Origin of the sequence: Halorussus sp. AFM4 (assembly GCF_051194995.1) — an archaeon.
Lineage (GTDB): Archaea > Halobacteriota > Halobacteria > Halobacteriales > Haladaptataceae > Halorussus.
The window spans coordinates 1-19,010 of sequence record NZ_JBNTJT010000002.1; the positions used below are offsets into that span (position 1 = coordinate 1).

Sequence of the window (19,010 nt, forward strand, 5' to 3'; positions counted from 1 at the left end):
CGGAAGTTAAGCCCGCCTGCGTTCCGGCAAGTACTGGAGTGCGCGAGCCTCTGGAAACCCCGGTTCGCCGCCTCCCATTCATATCTCGGCCCACCGCAGCACTGTGCTGCGGTGGGCCGTTTTCATTTCGAACGCGGCCCGCCAGCGACGGCAACGGTCGTCACCGCGGCTGTCGATCCGGGCGAGGCGAGCGTCACGGGGATCGCCGAGAAACGCCCCGCCGGACGCAACGAGAAACGTACCGCCAGCGCAACGTTGATGGCTCGCCCTTCCGTCGTGCAGACGATGACAGTCGCACGCACGGTGGAGCTCGAGGGCCACATCATCGACTCCGGGCTGATGCAGCAGTGCTTCGGCGTGGTGATGGACCTCGGCGGCAACTTCGACGTGGAGGTCTTCGACGTGGGAGAGCACAAGGACGCGGAGTCGTTCTGCCGGATGACGGTGATGGCCGACGACGAGGAGAGCCTCCGCGAGATCCTTCACGAACTCCACCAGAACGGCGCGCACCTCCCGGACCCGCCCGACGCGACGCTGAAGCCCGCGCCCGAGGACCGCGTCGTGCCCCACGGGTTCTACTCGACGACGAACCACCCCACCCACGTCCGGTACGAGGGCGAGTGGCTCCCGGTCGAGAACGTCGAGATGGACTGCGTCGTCGTCGTCGATCCCGACGCCGAGGACGGCCCGCGGGCGTACACCAAGGTGCTGAACGCGGTCGAGGAGGGCGACCTGATCGTCACCGACGAGGCCGGCGTCCGGGTCGACCCGCCCGAGCGACCCCGGGGATCGGGGAGCCCGTTCGGGTTCATGCAGGGCGGGGTCTCGGCCGAGCGGCCCTCGGAGTCGCTCATCCGCGAGATCGCCGAGGCCGTCGAGGAGACCAAGGCCGACGGCGGGTCCGTGCTGGCGGTCGCGGGTCCCGCGGTCGTCCACTCCGGAGCGGGCGACGCCCTGGCGCGGCTCGTTCGCGAGGGGTTCGTCGACATGCTCTCTGCGGGCAACGGCTTCGCGGTCCACGACCTCGAACGCGGCCAGTACGGCACCTCGCTCGGGATGGACGTCGAGACCCTCGAGAACCCTCGGAAGGGACACAAGCACCACATCTACACCATCAGCGAGATCGTCCGCGCCGGCGGCATCGAACCGGCCGTCGAGCAGGGCATCGTCGAGGAAGGGGTGATGTACGAGTGCGTGGCCAACGACGTGCCCTACGTCCTCGCGGGGTCCATCCGGGACGACGGCCCGCTGCCCGACACCATCACCGACGCCGTCGAGGCCCAGAGCGCCATCCGCGAGCAGGCCCACGAGGCCGACCTCGTGCTGATGCTGGCGACGCTGCTCCACTCGGTCGCGGTCGGCAACTGCCTGCCGTCGACGACCCGGGTCGTCTGCGTCGACATCAACCCCGCCACCGTCACCCAGCTGCTGGACCGCGGGAGCGCCCAGGCAATCGGGATGGTGACCGACGTCGGCACGTTCGTCCCCGCGCTCGCCGACCGAGTGCTCGACGAGGCCTGACTCACCCGAACGCCTCGCCGACGGCGCGCCGCCCGGAAGGAAACCGTTTTTCGCCCGCGCTCCGAAGCGGGTGGCATGAACGTGCGAACACTGGCGGACCTCGGGCCGGACGACAGGCGGGCGCTGTTCGACCGCGACGCCGGCGTCGAGGCCGTCCGCGACGACGTGCGCGACATCGTCTCTCGGGTCCGCGAGGAGGGCGACGTGGCGGTCCGGGAGTTCTGCGAGGAGTTCGACGGCGTGTCGGTCGGCAACTTGGACGTCACCGACGAGGCCGAGCGCGCCTACGACGAGGTCGACGACGAGGTGCGCGAGGCCATCGAGACCGCCGCCGAGAACGTCCGCGAGTTCCACGAGGCCCAGCTCCCCGACGACTGGCGCCGCGAGTTCTCGGACGGCCGGGAGCTGGGCCGGCGGTTCCGCCCCATCGAGCGGGTCGGCGTGTACGTCCCCGGCGGCGCCGCGGCATACCCCTCCAGCGCGCTGATGGGCGTCGTCCCGGCGAAGGTCGCGGGCGTCGACCAGGTCGCGGTCGCCACCCCGCCTGCCGAGGAGCTGAACCGCGCGACGCTGGCGGCGATCCACGCCGCGGGCGCCGACCGGGTGTTCAACGTCGGCGGCGCGCAGGCCGTCGCCGCGCTCGCCTACGGCACCGAGCAGGTCGACCGGGTCCAGAAGATCGTCGGCCCGGGCAACAAGTGGGTGACTGCGGCGAAGGCCGAGGTCCAAGGCGACGTGGCCATCGACTTCCTCGCCGGCCCGAGCGAACTGCTGGTGGTGGCCGACGAGACCGCCGACCCGCGGCTGGTCGCGGCCGACCTGCTCGCGCAGGCCGAGCACGACGCCGACGCCTCGGTCGTGGCGGTGACCGACGACGAGGCGACCGCCGAGGGGATCGCCGACGAACTCGACCGCCAGCTCCCCGAGCGCGAGCGGGCCGACGTCGCCCGCGAGGCCCTCGAGAGCGACGAGAGCGGGGTCCTCCTCGCGCGGTCGCCCAGCGAGGCCGTCCTGTTCGCCGAGGAGTACGCGGCCGAGCACCTCTCGATCCAGGCCGACGACGACGAGGAGATTCTCGATCGCATCGACAGCGCCGGGAGCGTGTTCCTCGGGCCGTACACCCCGGTCGCGGCCGGCGACTACGCCAGCGGGACCAACCACGTCCTGCCGACCAACGGGCTGGCCAAGATCACCGGCGGGCTCTCGGTCGACACGTTCCTGCGCTCGACCACCGTCCAGCGACTCGACGAGGGGGCGCTCGACGACCTCTCGGGGACGATCACGACGCTGGCGGAGGCGGAGGGCCTGGAGGCCCACGCCGAGAGCGTCCGGAAGCGGTTCGAGGACGATGATAGCGAAGGGAACGGCGCGGGCGGGGAGTAATTACCGAGTGCGCGGCTACGACTCGCTCGCCGGCGTCTCCCCGGCGCCGGTCTCGCGGACGACGACCGTCGAGATTCGAGCGCCGTCGACCTGCGCGACTTCGAGGCGGTAGCCGTCGACCTCGATGGCGTCGCCGATCTCCGGGGCCCGACCGAGGCGGTCGAGCACCAGCCCGCCGACGGTTCCGAAGTCCTCGCTCTCGAAATCCGCGTCGAGGGCGTCGTTGACCGCCGCGATAGCGACGCCGCCGTCGACGGAGTAGGTCCCGTCGCTCCGCCGGTCGATGGAGGGTTCGCGCTCGTCGACGTCGAACTCGTCTCTGATGTCGCCGACGACCTGCTCGACGATGTCCTCGACGGTCGCCAGTCCCTCGAACGACCCCCACTCGTCGATGACCGCGGCCATCTGGCTCTGCTGGCTCTGGAACTCGGCCAGCAGGTCGTCGATGCGCCCGCTCTCCGGGACGACGGGGAGGTCGCGCGCGAGGTCCCCCGCGGTGACGGAGTCCGGGTCCGACTCGCCGGTCTCGGTCGCCCGTAGCACGTCCTTCACGTCGAGGTAGCCGACGACCCGGTCGCCGTCGTCGGCGTCCAGCACCGGGTAGCGGGTGTGGCCCGACTCGATTATCAGCGACCGGAGCGCCGGCAGGGGCAGGTCGGCCGAGACGCTCACCACGTCGGGGCGCGGGACCATGACCTCCCGGACGGTGATGTCGTCGAGTTCGAAGACGCGCTCTATCATCTCGACCTCCTCCTTGTCGATGTGGCCCTTCCGGCCCGACCGGGACAGCACCATCAGGATCTCCTCCTCTTCGAGGGTCTCCTCGGTCTCGGAGGCCGGTGGGATACCGAGCAGTCGGGTGAAGTAGTTCGCCGTACCGTTGAACACGACGAGTCCCGGGATGAAGACGTAGTAGAAGAACCGCATCGGCGCGGCGACGAGCAGCGAGACCCGTTCGGCCCTGGCGATGGCGATGGTCTTGGGCGCGAGCTCGCCGAACACGACGTGGAGGAACGTGATGAGGCCGAAGCCGATGGCGAACGCCGCGAGGTGGACGGCGCTCGCCGGCAGGAACGACCCCAGCACGGGCTCGATGAGCGCCGCGACCGCGGGCTCGCCGATCCAGCCCAGGCCGAGCGAGGAGATGGTGATGCCGAGCTGGGTCACCGCGAGGTAGTCGTCCAGGTTCTGGACCGCCTCCTGGAGCAGTTCGGCCCCGGCCGCGTCGTCCTCGACGAGCGACTCCACGGTCGTCGACCGGATGCGGACGTAGGCGAACTCCGCGGCCACGAAGAACCCGTTCAGGAAGACGAGCAGGAGCGCGAGGAGGACGCGCCCCGCCGAGAAGACGACGTCTACCATCCCGCCCTCCGGCCGCGTCTCCGCCGCGTCCGCCGCCTCGGTGCCCGTTCCGTCCGGGTGCCGGCCCGCCGGCCGGACTGCCCGGTGCGGTCGGCCCCATCCGAGACGAGGGTGCTGTCGGTCTGGTTCACGACGGGAAGTAGTCGCCTCGCCGAAATAAGAATAGCCCTCACCGCGCCGCCGCGCTCACCGGCCCGTGGCCGCCCGAACGGTGACGGGCGCGCCGACTCACGTCCGGAAGCTCTCGCCGCAGCCGCACTCGCTGACTACGTTCGGGTTGTCGACGTGGAAGCCCGCACCCTGGAGGCCGTCCTCGTAGTCGACGACGCTGCCCTCGATGTAGTTCATGCTCGCGGGGTCGACGAACACCCGGAGACCGTGGTGCTCGTAGACGGTGTCGTCGTCCTCGGGCTCCTCGTCGAAGCGCATCCCGTACGAGAGGCCAGCGCAGCCGCCCTGCTGGACGAACAGCCGGAGCCCGGCGATCCCGGTGTCGAGCTCCTCGCCCTCCAGCAGCGAGAGCGCCTGCTCGGCGGCGTCCTCCGTCACCTCGATCTCCGGGCCGGCGTCGTCGGGTGCGGTGTCGGTGCTCATACCACCCAGTTTCGCGTCCGGGATGTTAATCCTGACGCCGAGCGCCGAACGGCTTCGCCCGAGGGTTTATACGCGAGGCCGGGACCAAGACTGCCCGGACGCCTCGTGCGGTCGCCCGGACCCGGACGGAGGTCGGCGGTGGGACCGACGCGGCAGCCGATGTCGGGTCCGGGGACCGCCAGTCCGACTACCCCGAGAGGGCTGCGCCCCAGGAGCCGACCCCGAGCGACCTACTCCCGGTCCTCCAGCTCGAAGGCGACCGTGACCTCGGCCTGGTACTGCCGGTCGGGCGCCCGCGCCAGCTCCACGCCGAGCTCGTCGACCTCGATCCACTTGACGTTGTCCAGCGTCTGCTCGGCCCGGTCGATGGCGTCGTCGGCGGCCGCGTCGAAGCTCTCGTCGCTCGTCCCGATGAGCGTTATCTTCTTGAACACCATGGCGCCTCACGCCTACCACGTAGAGCGCCATAAAGCCATCCGGCCGGCCAGCGGCCGAGCGCGCCCGCGTCGGTCCCGGCGATCAGCCGCCCCGTCAGTCGGCGCCCCGCCGGCCCCGCCCGTCGAGGCGGTCGGTGAGCGCGCCCACCACGTCCGAGAGGTAGGCCGCGCCCCAGACCGCGACCAGGACCCCGCCCACGATGTCGAACAGGAGGTCCTTCATCGTGTCGTCGAGGCCGTACTGGGTGAGTATCTTGTCGCTGCCGAGCGCGGTCGCGAGCCCGCCGACGCCGAACTCGATGACCTCCCAGATGACGCCGAACGCCACGACGAACAGCAGGATGAACACGAACGTGAACCGGGGCGGGAAGGAGATGTCGTCGGCGTGCTCGTCGATGGCGCGGGTCGTCGCGTAGCCGATGGCCGCCACCAGCGACGACGACAGCGCGTGGGTCATGTGGTCCCACCACCAGAGCGTCGGGTCGCGGTACGGTCCGACCGTTCCGAGCGCGTGGAGGAACACCGCGGCCGTGATCCAGAGCGTGAGGCCGGCGTCCATCGGGATGTCGTAGTCGCGCTCGAGCAGCGCCGGGAGGAACGTGACCGCGAACGCGATGCCCGCGTTGACCGCGATGCCGACGTTCGCCCGGAGGAGTCCCCAGGCGAAGATGCCGAGGAGGCCGACCTCCATCCAGCGGGTCAGCCGCCGCTGTGTCCGCTCGGTGACGCCGAACCGGTCGCGCACCCTCACGCCGTCTCACCCGGTTCGTCCGGCAGGCGGGCCTCGACCTGCGCGACCCGCCGGAAGTACCACTCGAAGACGACGCCGGCCATCCCGCCGACGAGCGTGGCGGCCACGAAGTCCCACATGAGCCGGTGCTCGCTGCGGAGGAACGCCGTGCCCAGGTAGAGGTCCGAGAGCCACTGGACCACCGCCCAGACGCCGGCGGTCGCGATCGTGGCGACGACCACGAACAGCACGGCGAACCAGCTCGCCATCTTCACCGACGTGAAGGCGTGGAGCTCGACGGCCACGATGAGCGCCAGCGCCGCCACCGAGAGGTAGGTCGCCACCCGCGAGGTGAACACCAGCGTCGCCAGCGCCCGGCCGAGCACCGGCAGCGCCGCGAGCGCCAGCACCTCCCACGGGAGCATCGCGACCCAGTCGCGGTGGGCGATCGCGGGCACCAGCGCCAGCGCGGCGACCGTCGCCGCGAAGCCGGCCCACAGCAGGTGGTCGTCGAGCACCTCCTCGACCGCGACCAGCGCGAGGAACGCGACGAGCGCCCAGCCGAGGCCGGCGTTCACGCGCGCGTCCTCCACGACCCGGTCGAGCGTGCCGGTGCGACGTGCCATGTCGTGGCGTAGACAATGACGGGATAAGAAAGGTTAGGGTATCGCAACGCGGCGTCCGACCGTTCGACGGGGACCGATAGCGACGAGTTCAGGGGACCGGATAGAGCACGTAGACCAGCGTGTAGGTCAGTGCGGCCACGCTGACCGCCGTGAGCCCTGTCAGCACCCACGTCACGGTCTCGTCCCACTCCGCGGACAGCACGCGCCGCGAGGGCAGCAGGTTCGGCGCGACCCCGACCCCGCCGACCGCCAGGATGGAGAACACGAAGTGGTACGACACCTCCATCGTCGGCGCGGGCATCGCCACCGCCGCGACGGCGTAGGCGACCCCGAACGCCGCGCGGGTGTCGACGTGCGAGAGGACCCGCCGGTCGGTCGCCCGGAGGTAGACGTACCCCGCGAGCCAGACGGTGGCCAGTTCGAGGCCGAACACCGCGAGCAGGTTGAGCGTCGGGTCGGTCAGCAGGACGACGCGGTCGGCCAGCAGTCGCAGGTCGAACGGGTAGAGGAACCGGGGCGGCGCACCGGTGAGCACGTCGCCGAACGGGTGGCTGAGCAGGCCGACGAGCGCGGCCGCCAGCAGCGCGCGCGGCCCGAGGTCCGACCGACTCGCGGCGACGGCGGCGACGCCGAGGCCGGCGACGAGGAACGCGAGCATCACCGCGCCGCCGAGCGGTCCGCTCTCGGCGTACGCGACGCCGGCGAGGCCCGCGACCAGCGAGGCCGCGAGCAGTCGCGACCAGCGTCGCCCCGCGTCGGTCCGACCGCCGACGCTCGCGGCGAACGCCGCGGCAGCGACGACGCCGACCACCAGCGAGTGGGTGACCGCCCGGTGGACGACGTGCGAGCTCTGCCAGAACGCGGCGGTCATGGTCCAGACGCTCGCGAGCCCGACCTGCGCCAGCCCGAACACCGCGTAGAGCATGTCGACGTCCGGGACCGCCGCGAACGCGGCCGCGGCGACGCCGAACGCCAGCGCTCGCTTCCGGGGCCACCGCCGCATCGTCGCGGCGGTCGCGAGGGCGAACGCCAGCATCGCGTGCCCGACCATCATGGGAACGGCAGTTGGCGCTCGGGAGCTATAAGCTTCTTCCTCACTGAGAACGCGTCACAGTATCAGCCGACTCTGGAACTGCCGGCACTCGGCGGTGTACCGGGAGAGCCTGCGTCGGTGCTCGAAAGCGATCGAGAGCAACGCGGTCCGGCGGGCGCGATGTGGCCCGCCGGGGCGTACGAAAAGCGGCCGAAGACGGCTCGGGACGCCGCGAAAGCGGTAGCGGCCGACGGAAGTGCAGCCCCCGACTGCGAACTCGTGCCCGCACCGGGCCGAACCAACCTCCCCCGTTTGGGTCGGCCCTCGTGCGCGCGTCCTGGTCCGTCGGTCGCCCCGCGGCGGTTCCCCGCGGATCCGGTCGTGCCGATTGAAACTCTCGCCCGTCGAACGCGCCCCCGTCGCGTCCGTCGGGGCGTCTTCTCGTATGCCGGACACCCGAATAAACCGGTGGCACCGTTTCGTCCGTTCACGTCGACCAACGGCGCGTTTCCTCGGTACCAGGCTGCGCGGACCGAGTAAACGCCGCGTTACGCGCGGTCGCGGCGCGGACAACCCGACGATAATCGCGGTCGTCCGGTGGAATTTTTTAAGCCGGCGCGAGTAGACACCACCTGACATGGTGGAGAAACCGGACGTTGGCGAGTTGACACCGCCGGACCGAACGCTCATGGGGCCCGGACCCAGCGAGGTCCACCCCAGGGTGCTCCGCGCGATGAGCACGCCGCTGGTCGGCCACCTCGACCCGTCGTTCGTCGAGATCATGGACGAGGTCCAGGAGCTACTGCGGTACGCCTTCCGGACCGACAACCAGTGGACCATCCCGGTCTCGGGTACGGGGTCGGCCGCGATGGAGGCCGCCATCGGCAACGTCGTCGAGCCGGGCGACACGATGCTGGTCCCGACCAACGGCTACTTCGGCGACCGGATGGCCCAGATGGCCCGGCGCGCGGGCGGGGAGGTCGTCCACGTCGACGTGCCGTGGGGCGAACCCCTCGACCCGGTCGACGTCGCCGACGCGATGGACGAGCACCAGCCCGACGTGTTCGGGTTCGTCCACGCCGAGACCAGCACCGGCGTCCTCCAGCCCCAGGTCTCGGAGCTCACCGACGTGGCCCACGACCACGACGCCATCGTGATCGCCGACACCGTGACGTCGCTGGGCGGCGTCGAGCTGAAGGTCGACGACTGGGACGTCGACGTGGCGTACTCCGGTCCCCAGAAGTGCCTCTCGTGTCCGCCGGGCGCGGCCCCGCTCACGCTCAACGACCGGGCGATGGACAAGGTGCTCTCCCGCGAGGAGGACGCCAGGTCGTGGTACCTCGACCTCTCGCTGCTGGAGGGCTACTGGGGCGACGAGCGGGCGTACCACCACACCGCGCCCATCACGAACGTCTACGCGCTCCGCGAGGCGCTCCGGCTTGTCGCCGAGGAGGGCATCGAGCAGCGGTGGGCGCGCCACCGCGAGATCGCCGGCGCGCTCAAGGCCGGCGTCGAGGCGATGGGCCTGGAGATGAACGCGCCCGACGAGTACTGGCTGCCGAGCCTCAACGCGGTGCGGGTCCCCGAGGGCGCGACCGACACCGACGTGACGAGCTACCTGCTGGAGCAGTACGACCTCGAGATCGCCACCGGACTGGGCGACCTCGACGGCGAGATCTTCCGCATCGGCTGCATGGGCTACTCCGCCCGCGAGGAGACCGTCTCGTACCTGATGGCCGCGCTCGGCGACGCCCTCGACGAGCAGGGCGCCGACGTCGACGTCGAGGCCGGACTCGCGGCGACGGCCCGGAAGCTGGGCGACCGGTAGGCTCGCGGACTTCCGAATCGGCCCGCTCGTCCGGCGGGCTACCGGAGAATCGCTCGACCGTCCTTCTCGGAAAACGGAACGGTACGCCGGAGTCCCGGCGCGGCCTCAGACCGCCGACGCCGGGCTCGGCGGCGCGCGGAGCACCTCGTAGTCGCCGCCGTCCTCGACGCCGATGACCGCCCACTCGTACTCGGGGTCCGCGCGTCGGAGGCGGTTGCGGAGCTCCGACGCCTGCTCGTCCCACGCGACGAAGCATCGGAGGTCGCCGTCGTCCGGCGTGTCGTCCGAGTCTGTTACCGCCGTGACGCGCACGACTCGCCACTTCCGTTCGGCCCTGAACTCCTCGCCGTCGCCGGAGACGGTGTATCCCAGGTCTGCGAAAATCGACTTCGCGTGATCAATGGGCGGTGTGCTAACAGTGGCCATCCGTGTGGGCGTAGCACGGACCGAGTAATAAACTTTCCTGCGAGCTACGAGAGCCGGACGGTCGGGTCCCGGTGCTGGGAGGCGAACTCCTCTATCTCGCCGGCGTCTCGCAGCTCCTTGATCCGGTCGCGAGTGGCCTCCCTGTCGAGTCCCGCGACGACCTCCGCGACGCTGACGATCTTGGGCTGGGGGACGCCCCGTTCCTCGGTGACCGCCTCGCGCTGGTCGCCCTCGGATTCGGTGACCTCGGTCTGGATCACCTCGATGACGTCGCGGATGTCGTCCGTGTCGGCGAGGGCCTCGTGCCAGTCCGGGGGATAGACGCTGAGCCGGTCGCCGCCGAGGTCGTAGAACCGCTCGCCCTCCTCCCACTCGTCGCTGTCGGTCAACCGCTGGTCTACCGCGTCGAGGTCCACGTCGAAGTAGACCGCGTCGGCGTACGCCGCGAGCAGGTCGCGGCTGACGCCCTGCCCTTCGTCGCGGTGGTACTTCTCTATGAACTGGACGAACTCCTTGAGCGTGAGCGTCTCGCTGTGACTGTCGAGTTCTTCGACCACTTCCTCGCGGACGTCGGTCATGGGGGACGTTCGGGAATCCCGGTCAAAAGCCGAGTGGCCGACCGGCCGTCGCGGGGTGGGCGCCGGATCGACGACCCGGGGTTGCGGGGCGGCGCGCCGATCAGGCGGTCACCGGACCTGTATCCACGGGTTGCGGTTCTAGTCCGGGTACTGCTCGATCTCGCCGGCGCGTCGCAGTTCGTTCAACCGCTGTCGGGCCTCGTCGCGGTCGATGTCCGCGACGGTCTCGGCGACGCGAAGCACCAGTTCCTGGTTGACGCCCTGCTTCGCGACGGCCTCGGGGCCCTTGCCGGCCGGCTCGTCGGTCCCGGCCTGGACGAGCTCTATCAGGTCGAGGAGGTCGTCGGTGTCCGACACCACCTCGTGCCACTTCGGCGGGTACGCGCTCACCCGGTCGTCGTCCAGTTCGTAGAACTCGTCGGCGTCCGTCCACTCGTCGGACGGGGCCAGTCGGTCGTCGATCTCGGAGACGTCGACGCCGAAGTAGACGGCGGCGGCGTGCGCCGCGAGCAGGTCGCGCTCGACGCCGCCGCCGTCGTCGGAGTGGTGGGCCTCCACGATGCGGACGAAGTCGTGGAGGGTCAGCGTCTGGTGTTGCTTCTCGAGCTCTTCCACCGTTCGCCGGCGAACGTCTGACGCGTCGTCGTCAGGCGTTCGCTTGCGGACGGCGGACATGTGCGACGGTAGGGCGTCGAGCGTGAAAATCGTGCTCCGTCGGGCGGTCACTCGTGGGCGGCGTCCCACTCGGTCGGCTTCCGGACGTTCCCGCAGACGTTGCACTCGATCCGGCCCATCGGGTCCATCGCGTTGTCGACGCGCTCGCAGTTCCCGCAGAGATAGCCGTACCGCGTCTCGCGGTCCTCGTCGGCGTAGACGACGAAGAAGGGCCCCTTCGAGCCCCGGTCGCCCTCGTCGCGGGCGACGTACACCGTCCGGCCCTCGGTCGTCGTGGTCGCGTCCATCGTGACCACGTAGCCACCCGAGGGGTTTATGCGTGCTGACTCCGGGCCAGGGGTGCGGTCGGACCGGTCCGTCCCGAAGGAACCAAAGCCTCCGCCCGCCCAGTCCCGCCAAATGGCTCCTCGTCTCGTCCACTACTCCGACGTCGAGAACGTCTACGACACCCCCGAGCGCGTCGGTCGGCTCGCCGGCCTCCTCCGCGAACTCCGCGGCGACGACGCCGTCCTCGCGGGGTCGGGCGACAACACCTCGCCGGGCGTGCTCGCGCTGGTCGAGGGCGGCGCCCAGGCGCTCGACCTCTTCGAGGCGGTCGCGCCCGACGTCGAGACCTTCGGCAACCACGAGTTCGACCACGGCCGCGAGGACCTCCGGCGCCTCGTCGCCGACTCGCCCCAGACGTGGGTCAGCGCCAACGTCTGGGCCGACCGCGAGGCCGGGCGGCGGTTCGGCGAGGACGTCGGGGTCGTCCCCGCGACCGTCGTCGAGGCCGGCGGCGCGACCGTGGGCGTCGTCGGCGTCACGACCGAGCGGACCGCCTCCATCAACCCCGACGCGACCGGCCTTGCGTTCACCGACCCGGTCGCGGCTGCACGCGACGCCCTCTCGGACCTGGACGCCGACTACACGGTCGTCCTCTCGCACCTCGGCCGCGGCGACGAGCGACTCGCCCGACGGGTCGACGCCGACGTCATCCTCGGCGGCCACGTCCCGACCGAGCGCCGCGACCGGGTCGACGGCACCCTGCTCACCCGGCCCGGCGACGGCGGGTCGGTGGTCGTGGAGGTCGACCTCGGGACCGGCGAGGTGACCCGCCACCGCGTCGCTGACGCCCCGGTCCACGAGGGCGTCGCGGCGGCGATGCGCGAGCGACTCGCCGAGACCGGCCTGAACGACGCGGTCGGCACCGTCGACGAGCCCATCGACCGCGGCGAGGCCACGCTGTTCGGCGGCGAGTGCCGGCTGGGCAACCTGGTCGCCGACGCCTACCGGTGGGCGACCGGCGCGGACGTCGGCCTCCAGAACAGCGGCGGGGTCCGGACCGGCGACCCCCTCGTCGGCGAGGTCACGGCCGCCGACCTGGTGAGCGTCACCCCGTTCGAGGAGCGCGTGGTGGTCGCCGAGGTGCCGGGCGCGGCGCTCCGCGAGGCGCTCGAGTGGGCCGCCGGCCCCGACCTCGGGTTCGCCGAGGACGGGTGGTGGCACGCCCAGGTCAGCGGCGCGACGGTCGCGTGGGACTCCGAGGCCCGAACGGTCGAGTCGGTCCGGGTCGGCGGCGACCCGCTCGACGACGACCGGACCTACTCGGTGGCGCTGTCGGACTACGTCCTCCACACCGACGACGAGTTCCCCTCGCTCGACGAGACCCACCGGGTCGCGACCGCCGGCGTCCAGTACGAGGTGCTGGTCGAGTACGCCCGCGAGACCGGCATCGCCCCCGAGGTCGAGGGCCGGGTAGTCGACCTCGCGGCCCGCGGTCCGGCGACCGAGAGGTAGAAAAGTCGGGACGACGGAGGTTCGAACGTGACGCTGGTCGTCGTCCCCGTCCGCTACCCGCTGACCGATCACTCCGAGCGGACGCTGGCCGAAGCGGTACGCATCGCCGAGGAGCGCGACGCGGCGCTGACCGTCCTCCACGTCAACCTCTACCACCGCGGCCGGGAGATCTCCCGCGCGGAGCTCAAGCGCGCGGTCGAGACCGAGTTCGGCCGCCTCGCCAACGCGAGGTACGTCGTCCGCGAGGGGTTCCTCGTCGAGGAGACCATCCTGGAGGAGGTCGCGGCCGAGGCCGCCGACGTCGTGGTCATCGGCCACAAGCAGGCCGGTCGCTGGCGCCGGATGCTCCGGAAGCTGACCTCCGACCCCGACGTCGAGGGCTACCTCCGCGGGAAGCTCGACGCCGAGGTCGTCACGGTCGGGAAGGGGTAGGCCGGCCGCGGCCCCGGTCGCGCGGCGGGTCAGTCCGGCGCGTCGAACTCCTCGGGCCGGGCGGCGGGCTCGCCGCGGTCGATCTCGACCCGGGCGGTGCCGCTGGTCTCGTCGAACACGAGGTGCTGGTGGGGGTAGGCCATCTCCACGTCGGCGTCGGCGACGGCCGACCAGATGCGCTCGTTGATCTTCGAGTTGACGCGCCCGAGGTAGTAGGGGTCTTTCACCCAGTACCGGAGGTCGAGCAGGACGCCGTTGTCGGCGAACTCCTTGACGCGCGAGACCGGAGCGGAGGGGTAGCGCGCGCTCCCGATGCGGATGTCCGGGCCGCCCTCGACCACCTCGGTCGTCTCGCGGGCCGCCCGTTCCACGATGGCGCGGGCCTCCTCGATGTCGCTCTCGTAGGTGACGAGGAGTTCGAGCGAGAGCCGCGAGCGGGTGTCCTCGGCCGAGTAGTTGATGACGTCCCGGTCGCGCATGTTGGAGTTGGGCACCACGAGGAAGGTGTTCTCCAGGGTGAATATCTTGGTGTACCGCAGCGTGATGTCCTCGACGTAGCCGCGCTTGCCCTGGTCGACCAGCTCGATCATGTCGCCGATCTCGTAGGGCTGGTCGGCCAGCAGGAACAGCCCGTTGATGACGCTGCCGATGATGGGCGCGAGCACCAGGCCCAGCACCGCCGAGAACACCGTGACCGACAGCAGGATGTCGCCGGGTTTGAACCCGAGCTGGTTGGCCGCGACCGAGGCCGCGACCAGCATCGCGACCGCCCGGACGCCCCCGAGGACGGTCTTGGTGAGGCTCGGTCGCTGGAACCGACGGGCGACCGGCCGGCCGAGGAGCCGGACGAGCAGCCGGCTGGCGTACCACCCCACCACGAGCACGAGCGTGGCCGCGACGAACCGGGCTCCCGGGAGGTCCCGGAAGGTCCGGACCGCCTCGTCGACCGCGCCCTGGACGCCTACCATGGCCCCAACCTTTCCCGGAGCTGGCAAAACGCTTTCCCCCGGCGGCCCGCCGGTCGGCCGCCGACCGGTCGAACCGGCGACCGGCCTCGCGCGGTGGCAGGGTCGGGTTCGCAAAGACCTAAGGACCGATTGGTCGTAGCCCCGGCCATGAACGGAGAGCCGAGTCACGGGGTCGCGTCGTTCGAGATAACAGCCGACAACGTCCAGGAGACCGTCATCGCCGGATTCTCCCAGTTCGGGCTGGCCGGGCTGACCGCGGTGGACTACCTCGTCGACCGCCTGGAGTTCGAGCAGGTCGGCCACATCACCGCCGACCAGCTGCCGGCCATCACGCCGTTCGAGAACGGACGGCCCCGTCACCACACCCGGGTGTTCTCCCACGAGGAGGCCGGCCTGTCGGTGGTGGTCGGCGAGCTGTTCGTCCCGCCGTGGGCGGCCCAGCCGTTCAGCGAGGCCGTGCTGGAGTGGACCGAGACCGCCGGCGTCGACGAGGTGGCGATCCTCAACGGGGTCTCGATCCCCCACGCGCCGGAGGAGCACGAGGTGTTCTACGTGGCCACCGACGACTACCGCGACCACCGCCTCGCCGACGCCGACGTCCCGGCGATGGGCCGGGGGTACCTCGACGGGGTGAACGCCCAGCTCGTCGCCCGCGGGATGGAGTCGGCGCTCCGGACCGCGGTGTTCGTGACGCCGGTCCACGCCCAGGCCCCGGACGTCGAGGCGGCGATCCGACTACTCGACACCGCGAGCCGGGTCTACGGCCTCGACATCGACACGGGGCCGCTGGAGGAGTTCGCCGCCGAGGTGCAGAGCTACTACGAGGGGCTGGCCGAGCGCCTCTCGGAGCGGGCCGAGTCGGAGATCGCCGACGACCGGATGTACATGTAGCACCTTTTGCTGCGGGCGCGCCCCGAGAGGCGCGCCCTTGCAAAACGTTCATGAAAAACACGTCGTCACCGCCTCACTCGGCCCTCACCTCGTTCGGGCCTCGTTCGACGGTTCCTCGGTCCGCTCGCTCGGGCTGCGCCCTCGCTCGCGGCGGAACTGCTGGTGCGCACCGCAACTCGTTTCGCTGCCCGAGGTTACCGAGGTCACGCCCGGGCTCCGAGAGTTTATAAGCCAAGCCGGGGCAACTCGGTCCCGTGTCGTCCGTTCGCGTCCTCCGACTCGCGGTCCCGCTCGTCCTGACCGGCCAGCGGCGGGTCTCGGCTCGGTCGACTACGGGGAGTATGAAACCCGTTTTCGGAAACGGGTGCTACTCGAAACCGGATAAATCATTTACCCCTCGGGTGAGTGTTCTCGTACATGGCCTCCGACGACTTGCACGCGACCATCGAGCGGGTGGGCGAGCGGTTCGACCTCGGGGAGTACGAGATCAACGCCTACCTCACCGTGCTCGAACACGGCGACCTGACCGCCAGCCAGATAGCCGACCGGACCGACATCCCCCAGCCGCGGGTGTACGACACCGTGCGCAGCCTCAGCGACCGCGGGCTGGTCGAGCTCCGGGAGTCCCGGCCGATGAAGGTCATCGCGGTCGACCCCGAGGAGGCGTTCTCGGGCGTCCAGTCGTCGCTGATGGAGATGGTCCAGGAGCTCGAGGCCCGCTACACCGCGCCGGCCCGCGACACCGAGGCGGTCTCGCTGGTCAAGTCGCGGTCGACCATCCTCCGGTACCTCGAGGAGGTCATCGAGGAGGCGGAGTTCGAGCTCGCGCTGTCGCTGACCCCAGACCTGCTGGAGCGGTTCGCGGACGACCTCAGCGCCGCCGTCGACTCGGGCGTCAGCGTCGAACTGCTCGTGACGCCCGCCTCCGAGGCGCCCTCGCCCGAGGAGTTCGACTACCTGGAGGTGGCGACCACGGCCCGGGCCCGCCGGGGCATCACCACGCCGGTCATCGCGGTGGCCGACGGCGAGTACTCCATCTACGCCACCCAGGACGCGCTCCGCGACGACGAGGACCGCTACGGCGTCATCTTCAACCGCTCGGCGCTGGGCTTCCTGGTCTCGGGGTTCTTCGGCACCGTGCTCTGGACCACCGCCGAGCGCACCCTGGCGGCCGACGGCGAGGACCGGCCGTTCCCCCGGCGCTACGCCTCCATCCGGCGGTGCGTCAAGGAGCTCCAGGAGCTCGAGGGCGAGTTCTACGCCACCATCGAGGGCCGGGACATCGAGACCGGCTCCTCCCGGGTCGTGGAGGGGAAGGTCGTCGGCTTCTCGTTCGAGGCCGGCGAGCGCGTGGCCGGGATGAAGATCCGGACCGACGACGGCGAGGTCACGGTGGGGGGCCAGGTCGCCGCCCTCGAGGACATCGAGGCCCACGAGATCCGCATCGGTCGCGACAGTCCGCCGGCCCGGTAGGCGGCCGTCCGTCCTCCGTCGTTCCCCACCAGGCCGACTACTGGATCCCTCACCGCCCGACTACCGGAACGTGTAGAGCCGCGCGTCGCAGCCGGCGCAGGCCAGCACCTCGTCGGGCGCGTCGGGGTCGGTCCCGCCCGGCCCGCCGCAGCACTCCACCAGCGTCGTCTCCTCGACCGGTCCGTCGCAGACCGGACAGCGCTCGAGGAAGGTCCGGAGCGGGCCGGCCGCCCGCGCCCGCGACGCCGCCGACAGGTCGGTCCGGTCGGCCAGCGTCCGGACCGCCGCCGCCTCCGCGACGGCGACGGGTCGGGTGAGCCAGTGCTCCGCGGCGGGGTCGTCGCTCCCGTCCGAGACCACGAACCACCGGTCACCGGTGCCCGTGCTCGCCGCACCCACGGCGGTCCCGCTCGGCGCCACCACGTCGACGACCCCGCCCTCCGGCGCGGCGGATTCGAGCGCAGCCGCGAGCCGCTGGTCGTCCATCCCGCGGAGGCGCTTCATCTCCTCGCGCCACGCCGTCCGGAACGACTCGTCGAGGTACACCGTCTCGCCGTCCGGCGCGACCACACCGGCCTCCACGAGCGCGCCGAGGACCGCCTCGCCGGCGTCGGCCTCGGTTCGGGCGCCGCCGAGCGACCCCGGCGCGTCGGGTGCGGCACCCGGCTCGCGATCTGCCGACTCGTCACCGCGCGCCGGAACGGGAGAGGTGCGAGCGCCGGGGCCGCCGTGGAACCAGTCGCCGGGGAGCCGCGCGGCGAGTCGGGGCGCGAACGTCGGCGTGCCCGGCACCAGGTACCCGCGGAGCGCGATGGCCGCGGCGCCGCCGACGCCGAGCGCGGCCGCGAGCGACCGGGACCGGCGGCGCGCCACGGCCGCGCAGGCCGCCAGCAGTATCGCGGCGTTGACGCCGGTGCACGGCCAGCACCGTCGCTCGCCCGTGTGGTCTGGGTTCCGCAGTCGGTCGAGAAGAGGCGCCATGTCACTCGTGTCGACCCGAACCGGCTTGAGCCTTTGGCGGGTTCGGTGTCCGGGCGCGCCCCGACCGACTCGGGACCCGGCCTCCGGGTCGCCCCCACCGTTTTAGGCCGCCTCCGCGTACGCAGGGCCATGCCGGACACGGAGATGGAGTACACGACCCTCGGCGACACGGGCCTGGAGGTCTCGCGGTTCTGCCTCGGGTGCATGAACTTCGGCAGCGACCGGGAGTGGATGATCGGGAACCGCGAGCGCAGCGAGGAGATCATCGACAGGGCCATCGAACTCGGCATCAACTTCCTCGACACCGCGAACGTCTACTCGCACGGCGAGAGCGAGAATATCGTCGGCGACGCCATCGAGAAGCACGACCGCGAGGAGCTGGTCGTCGCGACAAAGGTGTACGGCGAGATGGGCGAGGGACCGAACAAGCAGGGCCTCTCGCGCAAGCACATCCTCGACCAGATCGAGGGGAGCTTGGAGCGGCTCGGAACCGACTACGTCGACCTCTACCAGATCCACCGCTGGGACGAGACCACACCAGTCGAGGAGACCCTCGACGCGCTGGACCATCTGGTCGAGACCGGGAAGGTGCGGTACATCGGCGCCTCGACCATGGCGTCCTGGCAGTTCACCAAGGCGCTCTACGAGAGCGACGTGAACGACTACGCCCGGTTCACCTGCATGCAGCCCCAGTACAACCTGGTGGACCGCCAGGAGGAGGAGAACGTCCTGCCGGTCTGCGCCGACCAGGGCGTCGGGGTCATCCCGTGGAGCCCGCTCGGCGGCGGATTCCTCACCGGCAAGTACAGCAGGGACGACGACCCCGAGGAGGGACGGGCCGCGACCGACGAACACACCCGCAACCGATTCACCGAGGAGAACTGGGCGGTGCTCGACGAGGTCGAGGCGCTCGCCGAGGAGAAGGGCGTCACGCCCGCGCAGGTCAGCCTCGCGTGGCTCCTCCACAGGGACGTGGTGGACGCGCCCATCGTCGGCCCGCGGAGCCTCGACCACCTGGAGGAGAACGTCGCGGCGCTGGACGTGGCCCTCACCGACGAGGAGGTCGAACGCCTCGAAGCGCCGAAGGACCCGGTGTGGTCGCGGGCCATCGCGGATACCTAACGCGGTTCCGAGTAAATTCGGCCGGCAGTAGCAGGTGGTGTAAGTGACTCCTCACCGACAAGCGAGCGGAAATCCCCGCCCCGAAGCGGGTTTTTTTCCAATCACCTCCGGAGGACGCCGGCCAAAGCTGTTATACGGCGGTCTGTTGTAGGCGGTCTGGGGGAGTGAGAA

20 protein-coding genes are annotated in these 19,010 nt (G+C 70.9%); 8 read left to right on the top strand and 12 right to left on the bottom strand.

The window, feature by feature from the left end; translation table 11 throughout:
* The first annotated feature begins 285 nt into the window (after positions 1-285).
* Together ACQUQF_RS08190 and hisD are read left to right on the top strand one after the other, a co-directional pair.
* The gene (locus ACQUQF_RS08190; RefSeq protein WP_435177643.1) at positions 286-1,521 is read left to right on the top strand and encodes a TIGR00300 family protein; all 1,236 of its coding nucleotides are present in this window, start codon (positions 286-288) and stop codon (positions 1,519-1,521) included.
* 75 nt (positions 1,522-1,596) lie between these two features.
* Positions 1,597-2,904, top strand: a complete 1,308-nt coding sequence (gene hisD, locus ACQUQF_RS08195; RefSeq protein WP_435177645.1) for a histidinol dehydrogenase — start codon at positions 1,597-1,599, stop codon at positions 2,902-2,904.
* 15 nt (positions 2,905-2,919) lie between these two features.
* Here the strand turns inward: hisD and ACQUQF_RS08200 are convergent, their stop codons facing one another.
* From ACQUQF_RS08200 to ACQUQF_RS08225, 6 genes are all read right to left on the bottom strand, one after another.
* Positions 2,920-4,266 carry a hemolysin family protein gene (locus ACQUQF_RS08200; RefSeq protein WP_435177647.1) on the bottom strand — a complete coding sequence of 449 codons (1,347 nt, stop codon included), beginning with the start codon at positions 4,264-4,266 and terminating at the stop codon, positions 2,920-2,922.
* Positions 4,267-4,494: 228 nt separating this feature from the next.
* Complete coding sequence (locus ACQUQF_RS08205; protein ID WP_435177649.1) at positions 4,495-4,860, bottom strand: HesB/IscA family protein; 366 nt, start codon at positions 4,858-4,860, stop codon at positions 4,495-4,497.
* A 230-nt stretch (positions 4,861-5,090) separates the two neighbouring features.
* On the bottom strand, positions 5,091-5,297 hold the full coding sequence (locus ACQUQF_RS08210) for a dodecin (protein ID WP_435177651.1): 207 nt from the start codon (positions 5,295-5,297) through the stop codon (positions 5,091-5,093).
* 94 nt (positions 5,298-5,391) lie between these two features.
* Complete coding sequence (locus tag ACQUQF_RS08215) at positions 5,392-6,048, bottom strand: hypothetical protein (RefSeq protein WP_435177653.1); 657 nt, start codon at positions 6,046-6,048, stop codon at positions 5,392-5,394.
* Positions 6,045-6,653: a hypothetical protein gene (locus ACQUQF_RS08220; protein ID WP_435177655.1), complete on the bottom strand. Its 609-nt coding sequence runs from the start codon at positions 6,651-6,653 to the stop codon at positions 6,045-6,047. The genes ACQUQF_RS08215 and ACQUQF_RS08220 overlap by 4 nt, the downstream gene beginning before the upstream one ends.
* 88 nt (positions 6,654-6,741) lie before the next feature.
* Entirely contained in the window at positions 6,742-7,707 is a 966-nt protein-coding gene (locus ACQUQF_RS08225) for a metal-dependent hydrolase (RefSeq protein WP_435177658.1), read from the bottom strand.
* 616 nt (positions 7,708-8,323) lie between these two features.
* On the opposite strand from ACQUQF_RS08225, the gene ACQUQF_RS08230 reads away from it, so the two are divergent.
* The gene (locus tag ACQUQF_RS08230) at positions 8,324-9,514 is read left to right on the top strand and encodes a pyridoxal-phosphate-dependent aminotransferase family protein (RefSeq protein ID WP_435177660.1); all 1,191 of its coding nucleotides are present in this window, start codon (positions 8,324-8,326) and stop codon (positions 9,512-9,514) included.
* A 105-nt stretch (positions 9,515-9,619) separates the two neighbouring features.
* Here ACQUQF_RS08230 and ACQUQF_RS08235 read toward each other — a convergent pair whose 3' ends face one another.
* The 4 genes from ACQUQF_RS08235 to ACQUQF_RS08250 form a co-directional block, all read right to left on the bottom strand.
* A complete protein-coding gene (locus tag ACQUQF_RS08235; RefSeq protein WP_435177662.1) occupies positions 9,620-9,940 on the bottom strand; it encodes a DUF7116 family protein in 321 nt (106 codons plus the stop codon).
* Positions 9,941-9,984: 44 nt separating this feature from the next.
* Positions 9,985-10,518, bottom strand: coding sequence for a hypothetical protein (locus tag ACQUQF_RS08240; RefSeq protein WP_435177663.1), 534 nt, complete (start codon positions 10,516-10,518; stop codon positions 9,985-9,987).
* Between the two features lie 138 nt (positions 10,519-10,656).
* Positions 10,657-11,193 carry a hypothetical protein gene (locus ACQUQF_RS08245; RefSeq protein WP_435177665.1) on the bottom strand — a complete coding sequence of 179 codons (537 nt, stop codon included), beginning with the start codon at positions 11,191-11,193 and terminating at the stop codon, positions 10,657-10,659.
* A 47-nt stretch (positions 11,194-11,240) separates the two neighbouring features.
* Positions 11,241-11,480, bottom strand: coding sequence for a DUF5816 domain-containing protein (locus tag ACQUQF_RS08250; protein ID WP_435177668.1), 240 nt, complete (start codon positions 11,478-11,480; stop codon positions 11,241-11,243).
* Between the two features lie 112 nt (positions 11,481-11,592).
* Here ACQUQF_RS08250 and ACQUQF_RS08255 point away from each other — a divergent pair, with 112 nt between their 5' ends.
* The gene (locus tag ACQUQF_RS08255) at positions 11,593-12,972 is read left to right on the top strand and encodes a bifunctional metallophosphatase/5'-nucleotidase (RefSeq protein WP_435177669.1); all 1,380 of its coding nucleotides are present in this window, start codon (positions 11,593-11,595) and stop codon (positions 12,970-12,972) included.
* 27 nt (positions 12,973-12,999) lie between these two features.
* Entirely contained in the window at positions 13,000-13,404 is a 405-nt protein-coding gene (locus ACQUQF_RS08260; protein WP_435177671.1) for a universal stress protein, read from the top strand.
* A gap of 29 nt (positions 13,405-13,433) precedes the next feature.
* Here the strand turns inward: ACQUQF_RS08260 and ACQUQF_RS08265 are convergent, their stop codons facing one another.
* Entirely contained in the window at positions 13,434-14,372 is a 939-nt protein-coding gene (locus ACQUQF_RS08265; RefSeq protein WP_435177673.1) for a mechanosensitive ion channel family protein, read from the bottom strand.
* Positions 14,373-14,519: 147 nt separating this feature from the next.
* Here ACQUQF_RS08265 and ACQUQF_RS08270 point away from each other — a divergent pair, with 147 nt between their 5' ends.
* Positions 14,520-15,263, top strand: coding sequence for a proteasome assembly chaperone family protein (locus ACQUQF_RS08270; protein ID WP_435177675.1), 744 nt, complete (start codon positions 14,520-14,522; stop codon positions 15,261-15,263).
* A gap of 417 nt (positions 15,264-15,680) precedes the next feature.
* Complete coding sequence (gene trmB / locus ACQUQF_RS08275; protein ID WP_435177677.1) at positions 15,681-16,736, top strand: HTH-type sugar sensing transcriptional regulator TrmB; 1,056 nt, start codon at positions 15,681-15,683, stop codon at positions 16,734-16,736.
* A 60-nt stretch (positions 16,737-16,796) separates the two neighbouring features.
* On the opposite strand, the gene ACQUQF_RS08280 is transcribed toward trmB, so the two are convergent.
* Positions 16,797-17,717, bottom strand: coding sequence for a hypothetical protein (locus ACQUQF_RS08280; protein WP_435177679.1), 921 nt, complete (start codon positions 17,715-17,717; stop codon positions 16,797-16,799).
* A 144-nt stretch (positions 17,718-17,861) separates the two neighbouring features.
* On the opposite strand from ACQUQF_RS08280, the gene ACQUQF_RS08285 reads away from it, so the two are divergent.
* Complete coding sequence (locus tag ACQUQF_RS08285) at positions 17,862-18,839, top strand: aldo/keto reductase (protein WP_435179498.1); 978 nt, start codon at positions 17,862-17,864, stop codon at positions 18,837-18,839.
* The last annotated feature ends 171 nt before the right edge of the window (positions 18,840-19,010 follow it).